The sequence below is a fragment of the Yoonia sp. F2084L genome (assembly GCF_023015625.1).
GTDB lineage: Bacteria > Pseudomonadota > Alphaproteobacteria > Rhodobacterales > Rhodobacteraceae > Yoonia.
Genome location: NZ_JALKAH010000001.1, coordinates 750988 through 767749 on the forward strand (window position 1 = coordinate 750988; position 16762 = coordinate 767749).

The 16762-nt window shown below is 57.0% G+C and carries 13 protein-coding genes and 1 tRNA gene; 7 read left to right on the forward strand and 7 right to left on the reverse strand.

Going from position 1 to position 16762, the window contains the following annotated elements:
• The first annotated feature begins 104 nt into the window (after nucleotides 1–104).
• From MWU60_RS03700 to MWU60_RS03710, 3 genes are read left to right on the forward strand one after another with little or no spacing between them, the layout of a single operon-like run.
• Complete coding sequence (locus MWU60_RS03700) at nucleotides 105–1136, forward strand: substrate-binding domain-containing protein (RefSeq protein WP_247225697.1); 1032 nt, start codon at nucleotides 105–107, stop codon at nucleotides 1134–1136.
• A 1-nt stretch (nucleotide 1137) separates the two neighbouring features.
• Nucleotides 1138–2460, forward strand: coding sequence for a GH1 family beta-glucosidase (locus tag MWU60_RS03705; protein WP_247225698.1), 1323 nt, complete (start codon nucleotides 1138–1140; stop codon nucleotides 2458–2460).
• Nucleotides 2461–2467: 7 nt separating this feature from the next.
• The gene (locus MWU60_RS03710; RefSeq protein ID WP_247225699.1) at nucleotides 2468–3445 is read left to right on the forward strand and encodes a glucokinase; all 978 of its coding nucleotides are present in this window, start codon (nucleotides 2468–2470) and stop codon (nucleotides 3443–3445) included.
• A 22-nt stretch (nucleotides 3446–3467) separates the two neighbouring features.
• Here the strand turns inward: MWU60_RS03710 and MWU60_RS03715 are convergent, their stop codons facing one another.
• The 3 genes from MWU60_RS03715 to guaB all read right to left on the reverse strand — a co-directional run bounded on the left by MWU60_RS03715 (nucleotide 3468) and on the right by guaB (nucleotide 8516).
• Nucleotides 3468–5711: an ATP-binding protein gene (locus tag MWU60_RS03715; RefSeq protein WP_247225700.1), complete on the reverse strand. Its 2244-nt coding sequence runs from the start codon at nucleotides 5709–5711 to the stop codon at nucleotides 3468–3470.
• Between the two features lie 192 nt (nucleotides 5712–5903).
• Nucleotides 5904–7064 (reverse strand): RsmB/NOP family class I SAM-dependent RNA methyltransferase, encoded by a 1161-nt coding sequence (locus MWU60_RS03720; RefSeq protein ID WP_247225701.1) that lies wholly within the window; start codon nucleotides 7062–7064, stop codon nucleotides 5904–5906.
• Nucleotides 7065–7067: 3 nt separating this feature from the next.
• Nucleotides 7068–8516, reverse strand: a complete 1449-nt coding sequence (gene guaB / locus MWU60_RS03725) for an IMP dehydrogenase (protein WP_247225702.1) — start codon at nucleotides 8514–8516, stop codon at nucleotides 7068–7070.
• Between the two features lie 122 nt (nucleotides 8517–8638).
• Between guaB and MWU60_RS03730 the strand changes: the two genes are divergently transcribed.
• The 4 genes from MWU60_RS03730 (at nucleotide 8639) to MWU60_RS03745 (ending at nucleotide 12434) form a co-directional block, all read left to right on the forward strand.
• Complete coding sequence (locus MWU60_RS03730; RefSeq protein WP_247225703.1) at nucleotides 8639–9322, forward strand: hypothetical protein; 684 nt, start codon at nucleotides 8639–8641, stop codon at nucleotides 9320–9322.
• A gap of 93 nt (nucleotides 9323–9415) precedes the next feature.
• Nucleotides 9416–11458: an ASKHA domain-containing protein gene (locus tag MWU60_RS03735; protein WP_247225704.1), complete on the forward strand. Its 2043-nt coding sequence runs from the start codon at nucleotides 9416–9418 to the stop codon at nucleotides 11456–11458.
• Between the two features lie 44 nt (nucleotides 11459–11502).
• Nucleotides 11503–12300: a tryptophan 2,3-dioxygenase gene (gene kynA / locus MWU60_RS03740; RefSeq protein ID WP_247226170.1), complete on the forward strand. Its 798-nt coding sequence runs from the start codon at nucleotides 11503–11505 to the stop codon at nucleotides 12298–12300.
• Nucleotides 12301–12360: 60 nt separating this feature from the next.
• Nucleotides 12361–12434, forward strand: a tRNA-Gly gene (locus MWU60_RS03745).
• A gap of 7 nt (nucleotides 12435–12441) precedes the next feature.
• Here MWU60_RS03745 and MWU60_RS03750 read toward each other — a convergent pair.
• From MWU60_RS03750 to zwf, 4 genes are read right to left on the reverse strand one after another with little or no spacing between them, the layout of a single operon-like run.
• The gene (locus tag MWU60_RS03750) at nucleotides 12442–12900 is read right to left on the reverse strand and encodes a prepilin peptidase (protein WP_247225705.1); all 459 of its coding nucleotides are present in this window, start codon (nucleotides 12898–12900) and stop codon (nucleotides 12442–12444) included.
• 48 nt (nucleotides 12901–12948) lie between these two features.
• On the reverse strand, nucleotides 12949–14550 hold the full coding sequence (gene pgi, locus MWU60_RS03755; RefSeq protein ID WP_247225706.1) for a glucose-6-phosphate isomerase: 1602 nt from the start codon (nucleotides 14548–14550) through the stop codon (nucleotides 12949–12951).
• A 3-nt stretch (nucleotides 14551–14553) separates the two neighbouring features.
• Nucleotides 14554–15225, reverse strand: coding sequence for a 6-phosphogluconolactonase (gene pgl / locus MWU60_RS03760; protein WP_247225707.1), 672 nt, complete (start codon nucleotides 15223–15225; stop codon nucleotides 14554–14556).
• A gap of 30 nt (nucleotides 15226–15255) precedes the next feature.
• Nucleotides 15256–16710, reverse strand: a complete 1455-nt coding sequence (zwf, locus tag MWU60_RS03765; RefSeq protein ID WP_247225708.1) for a glucose-6-phosphate dehydrogenase — start codon at nucleotides 16708–16710, stop codon at nucleotides 15256–15258.
• Between the last annotated feature and the right edge of the window lie 52 nt (nucleotides 16711–16762).

Below are 16762 nucleotides of genomic sequence, written 5' to 3' on the forward strand. Positions count from 1 at the left end.
TCTCATGAATTCATGTTACTGAAACGATTACGAAGCTTGCAGTCAAACGCCGCAACGCAGCATTTATTGAAATTTGATAGCGCTTTGGATTGGCCGCCGACCCTATGAACCTTAAAGAACTCTCACAAAGTCTGGGCCTCAGCCAAACAACGGTCAGCCGTGCGCTGAACGGCTACCCAGAGGTCAGCCCCGCAACGCGCCGCCGCGTCGAAGAAGCGGCAAACGCTTTCAATTATCACCCATCGACCCGCGCCAAAGGATTGGCGACCGGTCAGGCGCTGGCCATCGGCCATGTGATCCCGCTGTCCAGCAAACATGAGATGGTAAACCCGATTTTTGGTGATTTCATTGCAGGTGCCGGCGAAACTTATTCGCGGCACGGCTATGAAATGATCCTTTCGATTGTCGCAGACGCGGATGAGCGGCAGATTTATCAAGGCCTGAAATCACGGCGTGCGGTCGATGGAGTTATCGTGCACGGCCCCCGCATGGATGACCCGCGCATCGGCCTGCTAAACAATCTTGGGCTACCCTTTGCGGTTCACGGGCGCGCAAGTGGCTATGATCAGCCTTACGCGTGGCTTGACGTGAATAATCGCAGTGCGTTCCAGCGCGCAACCGATTTTCTGTTTGACCTCGGGCACGTAAGAATCGCGCTGATCAACGGGCTGGAAGTCATGGATTTCGCCCACAGACGACGCGAGGGGTATTCAGCATCTTTGTTGGCGCATAACACGCCGGTTGACCCTGCACTCATGCGCTCGGGCGAAATGACAGAAGTTTTCGGCTACCACAGCACCCGCGATATGCTTGAAAGCAATAATGCACCAACCGCAATTCTATGTTCTTCCCTGATCAGCGCGCTTGGCGTGCGCCGCGCCATTGAAGAAAAAGGGTTGGTGATGGGCAAGGATGTCTCTGTCGTGACCCATGACGACGCGCTGTCCTACCTTCAAAATGGCGGCGATGTGCCGATCTTTACCGCAACCAGGTCATCTGTGCGCGACGCTGGTCGCAAGCTGGCCGAGATGTTACTGGCCGCAATCGCCGACCCCACATTGCCGCCGCAGCAGCATTTGCTTGAGGCTGAATTGATGGTGGGCTTTTCAACCGGCCCCGCCCCCCGAAAGGACTGAAATGGATTTCAAACGCGCAGACTTCCCCGAAGGTTTTCTCTTTGGGGCGGCCACCGCCGCCTATCAGATCGAAGGGCATCAATTCGGCGGTGCAGGCCCCACGCATTGGGACACCTTCGCGGCGGGTCCGGGCAATGTGGTGCGCGGCGAAGACGGATCCTTGGCCTGCGATCATTACCACCGCTACGCCGAGGACCTTGATCTGCTCAAAGATGCCGGCATGGACGCCTATCGGTTTTCGACGTCCTGGGCACGGGTTATGCCGGACGGGCGCACCCCCAATCCTGAAGGACTGGATTTCTACGACCGTCTGGTCGATGCGATGCTCGAACGCGGGCTCAAGCCCTTTCAGACGCTCTATCACTGGGAATTACCTGCGGCTTTGGCCGATAAGGGCGGCTGGATGAACCGCGATACCTGCAACTATTTTGGTGATTTCACCGATGTCATCACGGACCGGATCGGAGACCGGGTTCAGGCGATTGCGACCATCAATGAACCTTGGTGCATTGCCTATCTGTCTCACTTCCTTGGACATCATGCACCCGGCCTGCAAGACATTCGCGCCGCGGCCCGCGCCATGCACCACATCAACCTGGCCCATGGCATCGCCATGACGCGACTGCGCAGCAGAGGCATGAAAAACTGCGGCATCGTCTTGAACTTCGACCACACGGAACCGCAAGACAGCAGCAAAGAAGCCGCCGGCGCGACTGCGACATGGGACGCGATCATGAACCGCTGGTTCATTGAGGCGGTAACCAAAGGCAGCTACCCCGCCGAGGCCATGGAGGGGTTTGCCCGGCACATGCCCGACAACTGGGAAGACGACATGCCCCAGATCAGCCAGCCAATAGATTTTCTTGGTGTGAACTATTACACCCGACACAAGGTGACGGCAGATGCCGAAGCGGTCTGGCCGCATATCGCTTCAAAAGAGGGCCCCGGCGACAAAACCCAGATGGGATGGGAGATATATCCTGCCGGGCTGCAATCCTTTCTGACCCGTCTGTCGCGCGACTATGTCGGTGATATGCCGATCTATGTGACCGAAAATGGTATGGCCTGGGATGACATCGTAGAAAACGGTGCAGTCTTTGACCCCGAACGCACAAGATTTATCTCGGATCACATGCAGGCGACGCTTGCCGCCATCGCAGCAGGCGTAAATGTGCAGGGCTTTTTCTATTGGTCTTTGCTGGACAACTACGAATGGGCCTTTGGCTATGAAAAACGGTTCGGCATGATCCATGTTGATTTTGAGACCTTGAAGCGTACGCCCAAAGCGTCTTATCACGCGCTGAAAGCCGCGATCGCGCGTTAGGAAAGTAATGGCACACCCCAAAGACACCTATTCTCTGGTCGCCGACATCGGTGGCACCAATACACGTGTGGCTTTGGCCGACGGGCGTGCCATCGTTGAGGGGACAATCAGACGCTATCGCAATACTGAGTTTCCGGGGCTCGAGTCGGTGTTGCGGCGCTATATCGACGACGAAAGCGGCGTTGACCCGATTGCAGCCTGCGTTGCAGTGGCGGGCCCCGTGCGCGATGGCCGAGCCACAATGACCAATCTGGACTGGGCCATCGACAAAGACACGCTGGCACGGGCGACGAGGGCGGAAACTGTTGCCATTCTCAATGACTTGCAAGCGCAAGGGCATGCTTTGGGGCATATTGATGCGGGCAACATTCGCAACATCCTGCCCGGACCAGCCGATAACCCCAATGCGGCGAAGCTGGTCGTGGGCATTGGCACCGGATTTAACGCAGCACCGGTTTTTGATTTGCCACACGGGCGGATCGTCACCCCATCGGAAAGTGGGCACGCCAACCTGCCCATCCGCAACGAAATGGAGCTGCGGCTGTGCCAATTCGTTTCCACCGCGCATGGATTTCCAGCCGTTGAAGATGTTTTGTCGGGCCGTGGTCTGGAACGGGTTTATGCGTTTTTGGGGCAGGAAGCCGACGACCCGCGCGAATGTTCCGCAAAGGATATCATGACCGCCTGTGCCGACGGGTCAGACGCTCGGGCGGTTGAAGCCGCACGACTGTTCACCCGGATTCTGGGCACCGTTTGCGGTAATCTGTCGCTGATCCAACTGCCTTTTGGTGGGCTCTACCTTGTTGGGGGCGTCGCGCGCGCATTTGCACCGCATCTGACTCAGTTCGGCTTTGGTGATGCCTTCCGCGACAAAGGGCGCTTCGCCGGATTCATGAGCAATTTTGCAGTGCATGTGATCGAAGATGACTATGCAGCACTCACAGGCTCAGCCGCGCATCTGGTCGCATTGGGCGCAAACGCCTGAGATGCAGCGTTAGAACTATGATTTAGGCCGTTTTTGTCGCTGTAAGTAATTGATTCTGCACTGTTTCCGTCAAAGACTGCAATGAAAAGGGCTTGGGCAAAAACACTGCACCCAGTATCTCAGGCTCACCATCATCAAAGGCGTCTTCAGGATAACCCGAGACAAACACCACTTTTGTATCTGGTCGCTTTTTCAATGCCTTACGCACCCAAGTTGGACCATCAAGCCCCGGCATAATCACATCGGTGACAAAAATATCCACATGCAGATCATTGTCCTCAAGCATCTCAAGTGCTGCTTCTGCGCAGTCCGCTTCTAAAACCGTATAACCCCGCAAGCGCAGCGCGCGCGACGCAAAGGCCCGCACCGGCGCTTCATCCTCAACCAACAAAACAACGCCATCAGCACTGGTTTTTACAGGTTGGGCTGTTGGAACTTCGGGCATTCGCTTGTCTTCGCTCTTGTTCATATGGCTTGGGAAATAAAGTGAGAAAGTCGCGCCATTGCCGACTTCGGTATCGACAAAGATATAGCCGCCGGTTTGTTTCACGATGCCATAAGCGGTCGAAAGGCCCAAGCCGGTCCCCTCCCCGATGCGTTTGGTGGTAAAGAACGGCTCGAATATCTTGCCAATTTTGTCGGGCGCGATACCTTTGCCTTCATCAATGACCTTGACCAAAACATAGTCGCCCGCGGGCACCGTTGCCCGGTCACGGTGAAGTGCCGTATCAAGTTTCACATTCTCAGTGACCACTTGAATTGCACCTGATCCATCCATCGCATCGCGGGCATTCACCACAAGGTTCATCAAGACCTGTTCAAGTTGGCGTTTGTCGGCCTGAATGCGCGCCAGTTTCGCATCATGGTCCAGCGTCAGCGACACTTTTTCGCCCACCAAACGGTTCAGAAGATGGGTCAAATCCGATAGCGTATCGCGCAGGTCAATCGTTTCGGGTTGCAGGTTCTGCTTGCGCGAAAACGCCAGAAGCTGGCCAACAAGACTGGCCGCGCGGTTCGTGTTTTGATGGATCTGGATCAGATCACCATAGTTTTGATCATGCTCATCATTGTTGCACAACAAAAGCTCACAATGCCCCGAAATCGCCGTGAGCAGATTGTTGAAGTCATGGGCCACACCGCCCGCAAGCTGACCAATCGCCTGCATTTTCTGGCTTTGCACAAATTTCGCTTCAAGCGTTTTAAGCTCAGTCACATCGTTCAAAACACCGATCAAATGCTGATCATCTGCCGTGCCTGCGGTGTTCAATGTCACCTGCACAACCGTGTCCTGCGTTGCACCGCGCCCATGCAAGAACTGCGACACATGCGCGCCATAGTCCGTCAACGCTTCTGTCAGCCAGTCATTGATCGGGCGGCCCGGATCACGCAGCAAATCAGATAGGCTTCGCCCTTCGGTTGATGTGACATTCAACAATTGTCGCGCTTCGCGGTTGGACCCCAACAGCGCGCCATCCTTTGCAATTTTCAGCAAAGGCACCGGCAAATCCTCAAGTGCATCCCATCCCGCCTCAAGTTGCGGCGGCTTTTGAGCTGGAATCACACCGGGCAGCAGATAAATGTCGCGGGTATCATCCTTGCCTTCGATAATGGCCACCATCGTATCCATGCGTCCTTGCAGGCCGCGCAACCCATGCACCTGACCTGACCGCAAAGGCAATTCAGCAAAAACATCTTCGATGTTTTGCAAGGATGTACCTACCAGCCTACGAAAGCCGTCGTTCATCCGGGTGATGTGCCCATCCGGATCAACCGTAAGCATCGGAAATACGGGCTGTTTGAGGTGTGTATCACCGCGCTGGCCGGCCGCTGTCAGGTCATCCAGCCACCAAAGCTGGCAATCCTCGCGCATGATCAGCAAACGCAGCCGGAAATGACCACCGCGCGTGACGATATCTTCGGTTTGCGCACCCTCGGGGCCTGCTTGCGCGATAAGCTGCGACAGGATCGTTTGGGGATTTGCGAGCATCATCCCGAAAACATCCGCAAGCGAAGTGTCTTGGGTGTCCCCGAACTGATCCACGGCAGGCGCATTCGCAAAGGTAACCTTGCCGTCACCATCGGTCACAAAACCGATGCTCAGGTCATGCGCAATCATGCGGCGGGCGGTTTGGCGCAGGGTTTTGCCGGTCCGTCGCGACACTTGTTTTGCAACACCAATCAAACCCGCCAGGCAGATTAATATGCCGCCGCAAATGCCAAACGCATAGCGTAACGGCGTTACGGGCACCGCAACAGCGATACCCACGCAGACAAGACCCGCCAAGAACAGATGTGGCGCAGGGGGTATACCGGACGCTACAGTTACTGTGCGCATCTCATACGATTGATCAAACGGCAAACAACACACCTCACACTACGCCACCCCCTTCAAAATCGTAAAACGATTAAGGAACCCTTAACCCTGATAGCCGCAATAGCGTTGCACTTCTAGGTTGTATTATTGGTGCATAAGGACGCAGTGGAAAAAGCCGTCTCCATCGCCGTCTGGCAGGCGTTGGTTTTGCTGCGTCACCTGCCACCGGGGATGCACATTGCAAAACGCCGCAACTGTATCTGCATTCTCATCCGCCAGAACCGAGCAGGTCGCATAGACCAGCACCCCACCTGGCGCCACCAAACCCGACGCGTTTTCCAAAACGTCGCGCTGTGTTTGCATCAATCCCGAAAGCCGGTCCGGCGTCAAACGCCACTTGGCATCTGGCGTACGGCGCCATGTGCCACTGCCGCTGCAGGGTGCATCGCAAAACACGACATCCCATTTGTCCTGTGAGGGCAAATCATCGGTATGAACAATCGCGATATCCACACCTGCCCGCGCAGCACGTCCGGGCAAATCGCGCATCCGCTGCGGAGCGATGTCATGGGCGGATACGTCCGCGTCGTAGCGATCCGCAAACGCCAGCGCCTTACCTCCACCACCTGCACAAAAATCCAGCACGCGCGCGCCATCAAGAACGGGCGTTTCCTGTACGGCCCATTGCGACGACGCATCTTGCAGCTCAATCAAACCATCCAGATAGGCGGCGGTTGTTTTGACACGTCTGGGGTTGGCGAGCACCCGCAAACATCCCGGAACGCTTTCATGGTCTATGACGGTCACACCATCGGCGGCCAATGCCTGAGCTGCCTTTGCAGGGCTGCCGCGCCGCGTGTTCACCCGCAAAAACACATCAGCACGCTCTTGCTGCGCCAAAGCCGCAGGCATGGCCTGATCACCTAGACTGTTTTGCCACGCGGGCCAAAGCCACTCAGGCACATCACAGCGTGCCGCATTCCAAAGCTGCAATGGCGTCTCAAGTGCTGTTTGCTCGGCCGCTGTCAATGCGGCTGGTGCATGGCCTTCGCCCGAAAACAGCGCCGCGACATCCAAGCTATCCCGCACTGCCAGCCGCTGCATCAGGTTGCGTCCCGCGCCATCGCCCAAAGACCGCTTCGCACGCAGCACATCAAAGACATGATCACGCACCGCCGCCCGATCCTTGGACCCTGCATAGCGACTGCCCCGTGCCCAAGCTGTCAGCGCCTGCTCGGCGGGTGTGCCCGCATTGATCTGATCAAGCACCGCAATTGCGGCTGCGACACGCGCGCCAGGGGTCATCGTCTAGCCAACCCGGTAGTTCGGGCTTTCACGGGTGATCTGCACATCATGGACATGGCTTTCTTTCAGACCCGCGCCAGTGATCTTCACGAAGGTGCAGTTCTTGCGCATCTCATCAACGGTCGCACAACCGGTGTAACCCATCGCTGCGCGCAGACCGCCAACCAACTGGTGCACGACCGCGTGGGCAGACCCCTTGTAGGGCACCTGCCCTTCGATCCCCTCTGGTACCAGCTTATCGCTGGCCGCTTCTTTCTGGAAATAGCGATCAGCCGAACCACTGGCCATCGCCCCAAGGCTGCCCATACCGCGGTAGGACTTGAAAGAGCGACCCTGATACAGGATCACCTCGCCGGGGCTTTCATCCGTGCCCGCAATCATCGAGCCCACCATCGCGCAAGAGGCGCCCGCCGCAATTGCCTTGGCGAAATCACCCGAGAATTTGATACCACCATCGGCGATCACCGGCACATCGCCTGCACCAGCCGCACAATCCATAATGGCCGTCAGCTGCGGTACACCAACGCCAGCCACCATGCGCGTGGTACAAATTGATCCCGGCCCGATACCCACCTTCACCGCATCAGCGCCCGCGCCAATCAGCGCCTTCGCGGCCTCGCCGGTGGCGATGTTGCCTGCAACAATCTGGACTTCGTTGGATAACTTCTTGGCTCGCTCCACAGCCTGCGCCACGCCTTCGGAATGGCCGTGTGCTGTATCAATGACAATCATATCGACACCGGCATCGACCAACGCCTGATACCGTTCAAACCCGGCATCACCGACGCCAGAGGCGGCGGCGACACGCAAACGCCCCAAAGCATCCTTGCACGCCATCGGGTTCAGCACCGCTTGCTCACTGTCTTTGAGCGTCAGCAGACCTGTCAACTTGCCCTGCCCATCCGTGATCAACAGCTTTTCAATGCGACGTGCCTGCATCAATGACCGCGCCTCGTCCAAATCCGCAGGCTCGCGCAGCATGGCAAGGTTATCTGTGGTCATCATCACACTGACGGGTGTTTTGTCATCTTGGGCAAAGCGCATATCGCGGTTGGTGACGATGCCCACAACCTTGCCTTCGGGACTCACCACGGGAAAACCGGTAATGCGGTAGCGCTCCATCAGCGCCTTGGCGTCTGCCAAGGTCTGATCGGGGCGCAAGGTCACCGGGTTGTAGACGGTGCCGGACACAAACCGCTTCACCCGGCGAATTTCCTTGGCTTGCTCTTCGATATTGAGGTTCTTGTGCACCACACCAATGCCGCCCGCTTGGGCCATGGCAATCGCCATGCGGCCTTCGGTCACGGTGTCCATCGCGCTGGATAATAGCGGGATGTTCATCGAGATGGATTTCGTCACACGGGTGCTTGTATCTGCGGTCGACGGCAGCACGCTGGATGCCCCCGGCACCAGTAAAACATCATCAAAAGTGAGTGCCTCGCGAATGTCCATCAACCAGTCTCCTTGGGTGGTATCGTTGGCACGTCGCTATCGCATGGAAATGTGATGACCGAAAGGGCAAATTGGCGTGAAACCAGACTTGTGAGTGGGCAGGAATGCGCCCAAAGTGCCCCATGGCGCATGAGATACATCACCAACACAGCAAGACAGGCCGCTTTATACGCATCGCGATCAGGCTGACGCTGATTTTGGGGCTGGTTTATCTGGCAAAGCTGGGCATTGATCTGCTGATGGCCAAGATCGCGCTGTTCGAAACCGATGCAGCCGCTCGGGCAATGACCGGACTGATCATCACTGTCATGGTGGGCTACGCGATCCTGCTTGCCATCCCGTTTATACCGGGGGTCGAAATCGGCATCGCCATCTTGGTGGTTGAAGGTGCGACTGCGGCACCGATGGTCTATGTCGCCACGATTGCCGGGTTGCTTTTGGCCTTTTGCGTTGGGCAATACGCGCCGATGTCGCGGCTTATCCAGCTTTGTGAGGACCTGCGCCTGTTTCGGATCGGGCGGCTGCTGGAAAACATTGACAAAACACCGCGCAATGACCGTTTAGATGCGATGCACAATCGTCTGCCACACTGGCTGGCCGCGATTTTGTGCAACTACCGCTATGTGACATTGGCCATCGCAATCAACCTGCCCGGAAACATCGCACTGGGGGGTGGTGGAGGTATTATGATGGCAGGCGGGCTGAGCCGTTTGTTCCAAACGCGCTTTGTCATTCTCACAATCGTTCTGGCCACCTTGCCGATACCTTTGTCCGTGTGGCTGATGGGATCAGAAATCCTGCAATAACATGCCGCTGCTCATAGTTATTATGACGGATACGGGCCTTTCTATTAGCCGCGCAAAAGATACATTCATGGCAAGACAAAACAGGCGCGCATCATGTCCAACGATCCTCTCGTCATTTTCACTCCGTCCGGGAAACGCGGCACCTTCCCTGTTGGCACACCTGTCCTGACAGCCGCCCGGCAATTGGGCGTTGATCTGGACAGCGTCTGCGGTGGGCGTGGCATCTGTTCCAAATGCCAGATCACGCCGTCCTATGGCGAGTTTTCCAAACATGGCGTAACGGTCGCCGACACGGCGCTGTCCGAATGGAACAGCGTCGAGGCGCGTTATGACGAAAAACGCGGCCTGAAAGAAGGCCGCCGCCTTGGCTGCCAAGCCACTATTCAAAGCGATATCGTCATCGACGTGCCCGCCGAAAGCCAGGTGCACAAACAGGTCGTGCGCAAACGGGCCGAGGCGCGCGATATCGTGATGAACCCCTCGACCAAGCTTTACTACGTCGAAGTGGCCGAACCTGATATGCATGACCCATCAGGCGATCTGGAACGGCTGGTCGCAGCCCTGCGCCGCGATTGGGACCTGCCTGAACTTGAGGCCGATCTTGGCGTGTTAAAAACCATGCAAAGTGCCCTGCGCAAAGGCGAATGGAAAGTCACTGTCGCTGTGCATTTGGGCGATGCCGTCTTTAGCCCGCGTATCATCCACATCTGGCCGGGTTTTTATGAAGGCACGCTTTACGGCCTCGCCGTCGACCTCGGCTCCACCACCATCGCGGCGCACCTGTGCGATCTGCAATCGGGCGAAGTTGTCGCCTCTTCCGGCATTATGAACCCGCAAATCCGTTTTGGCGAAGACCTGATGAGCCGCGTGAGTTACGGTATGATGAACCCCACAGGGTCCGTTGAGATGACCAAAGCGGTACGCGAAGGTATGAACGCGCTTTTCGTTCAAATCGCATCCGAAGCCGAGATTGATCGCAACCTGATCGTAGACGCAGTCTTTGTCTGCAACCCGGTCATGCACCACCTGTTCCTAGGGATCGACGCCTATGAGTTGGGTCAGGCACCCTTCGCGCTGGCCACATCCGAGGCCATCTCGCTGCGTGCATCCGAGCTGGACCTCAACCTGCATCCCGCATCCCGTGTCTACCTTCTGCCCTGCATCGCCGGACACGTCGGCGCGGATGCAGCGGCGGTTGCCCTCTCGGAAGCACCAGATAAATCCGAAGACCTCGTGCTGGTGGTCGATGTCGGAACCAACGCGGAAATCCTGTTGGGCAACAAGGAAAAAGTGCTCGCCTGCTCGTCTCCCACGGGCCCGGCATTCGAGGGTGCACAAATCACTAGCGGCCAGCGTGCGGCACCGGGTGCGATTGAACACGTCGAAATCGACCCGGTCACCAAACTGCCGCGCTTTCAAGTGATCGGCTCCGAACTCTGGTCCGACGAAGAAGGTTTCGACGCCGCCATCGCGCAAACCGGCATCACAGGTATCTGCGGCTCTGGCATTATCGAAGTCATCGCCGAAATGCGTATGGCCGGTATCGTTGATGGTCCCGGCCTGATCGGATCAGCCGAACAAACCGGATCGCCCAACTGCTTTCAAGATGGGCGCACGAATTCCTACCAGCTTTATGATGGCACGGAAAACGGCGGCCCCAAGATCACCGTGACGAACACGGATATCCGGCAAATCCAGATGGCCAAGGCGGCACTCTATTCCGGGGCGCGCCTTCTGATGGATAAGTTCGGCGTCGACAAAGTGGACCGTATCGTGCTGGCCGGGGCCTTCGGCGCACATATCAGCCCCAAACACGCGATGGTGCTGGGCATGATCCCTGACGCACCGCTGGACAAGGTGACCAGCGCAGGCAACGCGGCAGGCACAGGCGCGCGGATTGCGCTGCTGAATACCGACGCGCGGCGCGAAATCGAAGAGACGGTGCACAACATCCATAAAATCGAAACCGCGATTGAACCACGGTTCCAAGAGCATTTCGTGAACGCCTCCAACATCCCCAACGCGGTCGAACCCTTCCCGATCCTCGAAAGCATCGTCACAATCCCGAAGGTCAATCACAACACCGGCGGCGGCGATGGGACACGCAGGCGGCGGCGCACAGGGGCCCGACCGTGACATCCGATGATGCCCCCTACGATCCGGCCCGCGAGGGCGCGCAAATGCACTTTGACGGGCGCATGTCATATACCGACTATCTGCAACTTGATCTGGTGCTTGGCGCGCAAAAACCGCTGACCGATACCCATGATGAATTACTTTTCATCATACAGCACCAGACCTCGGAACTCTGGATGACACTGGCGCTTCATGAGATCAACGCCGCACGCGACGCCATCAGCCAGGATGCGCTTCAACCGGCGTTCAAGATGCTGGCGCGGGTAGCGCGGATATTCGAGCAACTCAACAACGCATGGGATGTCCTGCGCACAATGACCCCAAGCGATTACACCGCATTCCGCGATGAATTAGGTCAGTCTTCCGGGTTCCAGTCATGGCAGTACCGGCTGATCGAATTCAGCCTCGGCAACCGAAACACCGCGCTTTTGCAGCCGCATGCACATCGCCCCGACATCACGGCAAAGCTGACATCTGAACTGGCCCGCCCCACGCTTTACGATGTTGCATTGCGGGCGCTGGCGCGGGGCGGGCTGCCCGTGCCCTCATTCGTTCTGGATCGCGACATCTCTCGCCCGCACGTTTGCGATGATGACCTCGTACATGTTTGGGAACAAATCTACCGCGACCCGCAGAAGTATTGGTCCTTTTACGAACTGGCCGAGACACTTGTGGACATCGAAGACTACTTCCGCCGCTGGCGTTTCAACCACGTCACCACGGTCGAACGTGTGATCGGTTTCAAGCGCGGCACCGGCGGCACTGGCGGTGTGGATTATCTGCGCCGCATGCTTGCGGTCGAGCTTTTCCCCGAGTTGTGGCGAGTGCGCACGGTGCTTTGATCCAAGGCTCTATTTGCACCGTTGACGAACGTTGGGACGCGGCGTATCCACATCGGACGCGCGGGTATGGTGAAAAGGTATCACGAAAGCTTCCCAAGCTTCAGTTACGGGTTCGATTCCCGTTACCCGCTCCAGAACATATTACAGCCAGAACATGCCCGTTAGCCCGGCCACCCCGATGGAAAAGCTCAAGGGTAGAACGGCATTTGCCATCAGGTGCCATGAGCTGTTTTCCGACCCAAACGCCTTGCGGATTTGGACAAAAATGAACGAACTGATGAAGAATACCAGAAAAAATATGATCGCCGCATAGCCCGCTTTCGAAAACGGAACGAACAACGCGACCCCTGTCATCAGTTTCACCGCACCCGCGCCAGAACCCCCGATTGCAAACATGATGAGCCCAAAGACAAACACACCCGTGGCAAGTCCGATCTGCCAGTAAAGCGGCGTTCGATCTTCGCTCACGAACAAAAGCACCGCAAACAAGACAAACGGCAAGATCGTTAGCCAGTTCGGGATACGTCCTGTCTTGATCTCAAGCAGCATCGCCAAAACTATGACAGCAGCCACGGCCAGCGGTATCATTTCAACGGTCATTGCGTCGTCCTTCGTGCGTTTCCGCCCGCTTATGGCAAAGCCCGCTGTCTAAGACACCCCATGATTTTGCAAAAAATCAACAAGTGCGGCAGTTGAGCCATCTTTGCTGTCGGCGCTTTCCTTGCCTTCCACAACCGGCTGCAAGGCCGTGGCAAGTTCCTTGCCCAGTTCCACACCCCATTGGTCAAAGGAGTTGATGCCCAAGATTGCACCCTCAACAAAGACACGGTGTTCATAAAGGGCGACGATCTGGCCCAGCACCTCGGGTGTCATTTGCGGATAGACAATGGTCACTGACGGGCGATTGCCTGTGAAAACGCGGTGACGGGCCTGACGCTCCAACTCCTTGCCGTCAAACTTATCGGCGACCTTACTGCGCGCCTCGCTCAGATCACGACCGCGCATCAGCGCCTCTGACTGCGCCAGACAGTTTGCAACAAGCAGCTGGTGCTGATGATGCAGATCATCCTCATGACCACGCGCAGCCACCAGAAATTCGCATGGGATGACGCGGGTGCCTTGGTGGATCAGTTGATAGAATGCATGCTGACCGTTTGTCCCAGGCTCCCCCCAGACAACAGGGCCACTGGGCACGTCCAGATCTGCGCCATCCATGCTGACGCCCTTGCCGTTACTTTCCATCTCCAACTGTTGAAGATAGGCCGGTAAACGACTGAGAAGGTTATCATAAGGTAGCACAGCACGCGTCGCATGACCGCAAATCTGGTTATGCCAAATGCCCACCAAAGCCAGCATCGCAGGCAGGTTATACTGCCACTCTGCCGCCCGAAAATGCCGGTCCATGGATTGCGCCCCGCGCAGGAAAGCGCGGAACGCCTCCGGTCCAATCGCGATCATCAGCGACAGGCCAATCGGCCCCCATATTGAGTAACGGCCACCAACCCAATCCTCAAAACCAAAGACACGTGACGGGTCGATACCAAAGGCGGCGGTTTTGTCTTCTGCTGTCGAAAGGGCCGCAAATTGCGCACCGGTGTCGGTCACGCTTTGGCGTATCCACGCTTGCGCCGTGCGCGCATTGGTCATGGTTTCAATCGTGGTGAACGTCTTAGACGCCACGATCACAAGCGTCGTCGTGGGGTCGCAACTGCGCAGCACGCCCGCAATATCGGCCGGATCAACATTGCTGACAAAATGGCAGCGCGGTCCGTCGTGATACGGGGCCAGCGCCTGCACCGCCATCGCTGGACCCAGATCAGAGCCCCCTATCCCAATGTTCACCACATCGGTGATCTTGCCACCCTGCCCTGCGAAATCGCCCAAACGCACATCATCGGCAAAGCGTTCCATCCGCGACAGCGTGTCCAACACACCCGGCATCACATCAACGCCATCCACCAGAACAGGATCACCATCCAGATTGCGCAAGGCCGTGTGCAGCACAGCGCGCCCCTCGGTTTCATTGATCGGCTCGCCCGCAAACATCGCGTCACGTTTGGCCGCAACGCCCGCTTCCTCAAGCAGATCAATCAGTAGGGCACGACCTTCGGTGTCGATATTCGTCTTGGCATAATCCAGACGCACATCGCCGGTTTGCGCAACAAAGTCAGCCGCGCGGTCCACGTCCACAAGTGTTTCAAACCGACGATCAGCTACACGCGCATGATGATCCCGCAACTTCTGCCACATGACCTAACGCTCCGCCCAATGAACGATGGTGCCGTTCAGGATCGCCGCGACCGGTGCCTGTTCAGGTGGTAAGTGACGGGCCTTTTCCAACGCCTCGCGCTTTTCACCGCCAACGATAACCAAATGACGGCTCATCGCTGATTTTAGGACCTTCGCAGACAATGTGATACGCGGCTCAGGTGCGCCGGGGGCACGCATGGCCACAAGATTGTCGTCGCCATGCAAGGCGTGATCCAACTGATCCGCCCCGGGGAAAATAGAGGCGGTGTGCATATCTGTCCCCATTCCCAGCAACATCACTGAAATCGGCAATTCCGGCTCAAGCGCGGCCGCCAGATCGGACAGTTTTTCTTCGGGTGTCTGCGCATCGGCGTAAAGCGGTACGTAGGGTGCTGCCGCCGCGCGGTCGATCAACAAACGTTCGCGCAGCAGACGGGTGTTGGACCGTTCAGAGGTTTCAGGAACCCAGCGTTCATCGGTCAGCATCACATGCACACGGGACCAATCCAGATCAACAGCGCAGAGACTGTCAAAGATCGGCCCCGGCGTTGTTCCACCGGGTACCGCAAAAGAAGCATGCTCATGGACCAGCAGGCAATTCTTAAGCTCGCTGGCCAGCGTGTCCGCCAAATCCATCATCATCATTTCAGCGTCTGGATAATCAACGATCTTCATTTTACCGGTCCTTTATCTCTGCTACGCAGTTCAGCCTTTGATCTCGCGCCATTTGCGCCCATCACGGTGCAGCAGCATCATCGCATCTTCTGGCCCGGCTGATCCTGCATCATAGTGCTTGGGTACATCATTGCGCGCCTCCCAACTATGGATCAACGGATCGGTCCATGCCCAAGCGGCCTCGACCTCGTCCCCGCGCATAAAGAGCGTCTGGTTCCCCCGGATCACATCCATGATCAGGCGCTCATAGGCATCTGTGACGTCTTCTGCATCGTCGCCCAAAGCTTCGGCAAAGGTCATGTCCAAAGGCACATCAATCAGGCGCATCCCGCCCGGTCCCGGCTCTTTGATCGTCACCTGCAAATCCATGCCTTCGTTCGGCTGCAAGCGGATCGACAGAATGTTGCGATGGCGCGCCTCGTCGCCTTCGAAAATCGTATGCCCGAGATCCTTAAAAACAACGGCAATCTCGGAAGACCGCGCCTTCATCCGCTTGCCTGTGCGCAGATAAAACGGCACACCAGCCCATCGCCAATTGGCGATATGGCAGCGCATCGCGATAAAGCTTTCGGTAAAGCTGCGCGGGTTTTCCGCGTCTTCACGGTAGCTGGGGCCGTCCGGCCCAGCGTCATACTGACCACGGACAATATGATGATGATCAATGGGCTGTAATGCATTGATTACTTTTAGTTTTTCGTCACGCACGGCATCAGATTCAAACTGGCCTGGGGGTTCCATCGCGATCAGGCACAAAAGCTGCATGAGGTGGTTTTGCACCATGTCGCGCATCGCACCGGATTTGTCATAATACGCGCCGCGTCCACCGACGCCGACCGTTTCAGCCACTGTGATCTGGATGTGGTCGACGTAATGGTTGTTCCAAAGTGGTTCGAACAGGACGTTCCCGAAACGGACAGCCATCAGGTTTTGAACCGTCTCTTTGCCCAGATAGTGATCAATCCGGTAAATCTGACTTTCGTCGAAGTGGGCCGCCAGTGTTTCGTTCAACGCGCGCGCGCTTTCCAGATCGCGACCAAAGGGCTTTTCAACCACAATCCGGCTTTTCTTGTTGGCAATCATATTGGTGTGTAGCCGCTCGGCCAGATCACCAAAAAGCGACGGGGCCACCGAAAAGTAGAAGGCTTGCACAACGTCCTGGCGCACGATCTTGGCAAGTGCGGCCCATCCGCCTTCGCCCTTCGCGTCAATGGCGACATATTCAAGCTGTTGAAGAAAGGCCCGTAAGCCTTTCGTACTACGCGCTTCTTCACCGCCAAACTCAGCCACGGCATCCGCGATCATCGCGCGGTAACCGTCAGCGTCCATTTCCGAGCGTGCTGCGCCAATAATCCGCGACCCGGCAGGCATTTGCCCCGACAGGAAGCGCCGAAACAAGCCGGGCAGAATTTTGCGCCGGGCCAAATCGCCGGTGCCGCCAAAAATCACAAGATCGAACTCTTCGACCGGAATGACGCGAGAGACCATAAGCAAACTCCCCTATGGATATGAGCGTTAGCGCTAACGAAAACTCACTACC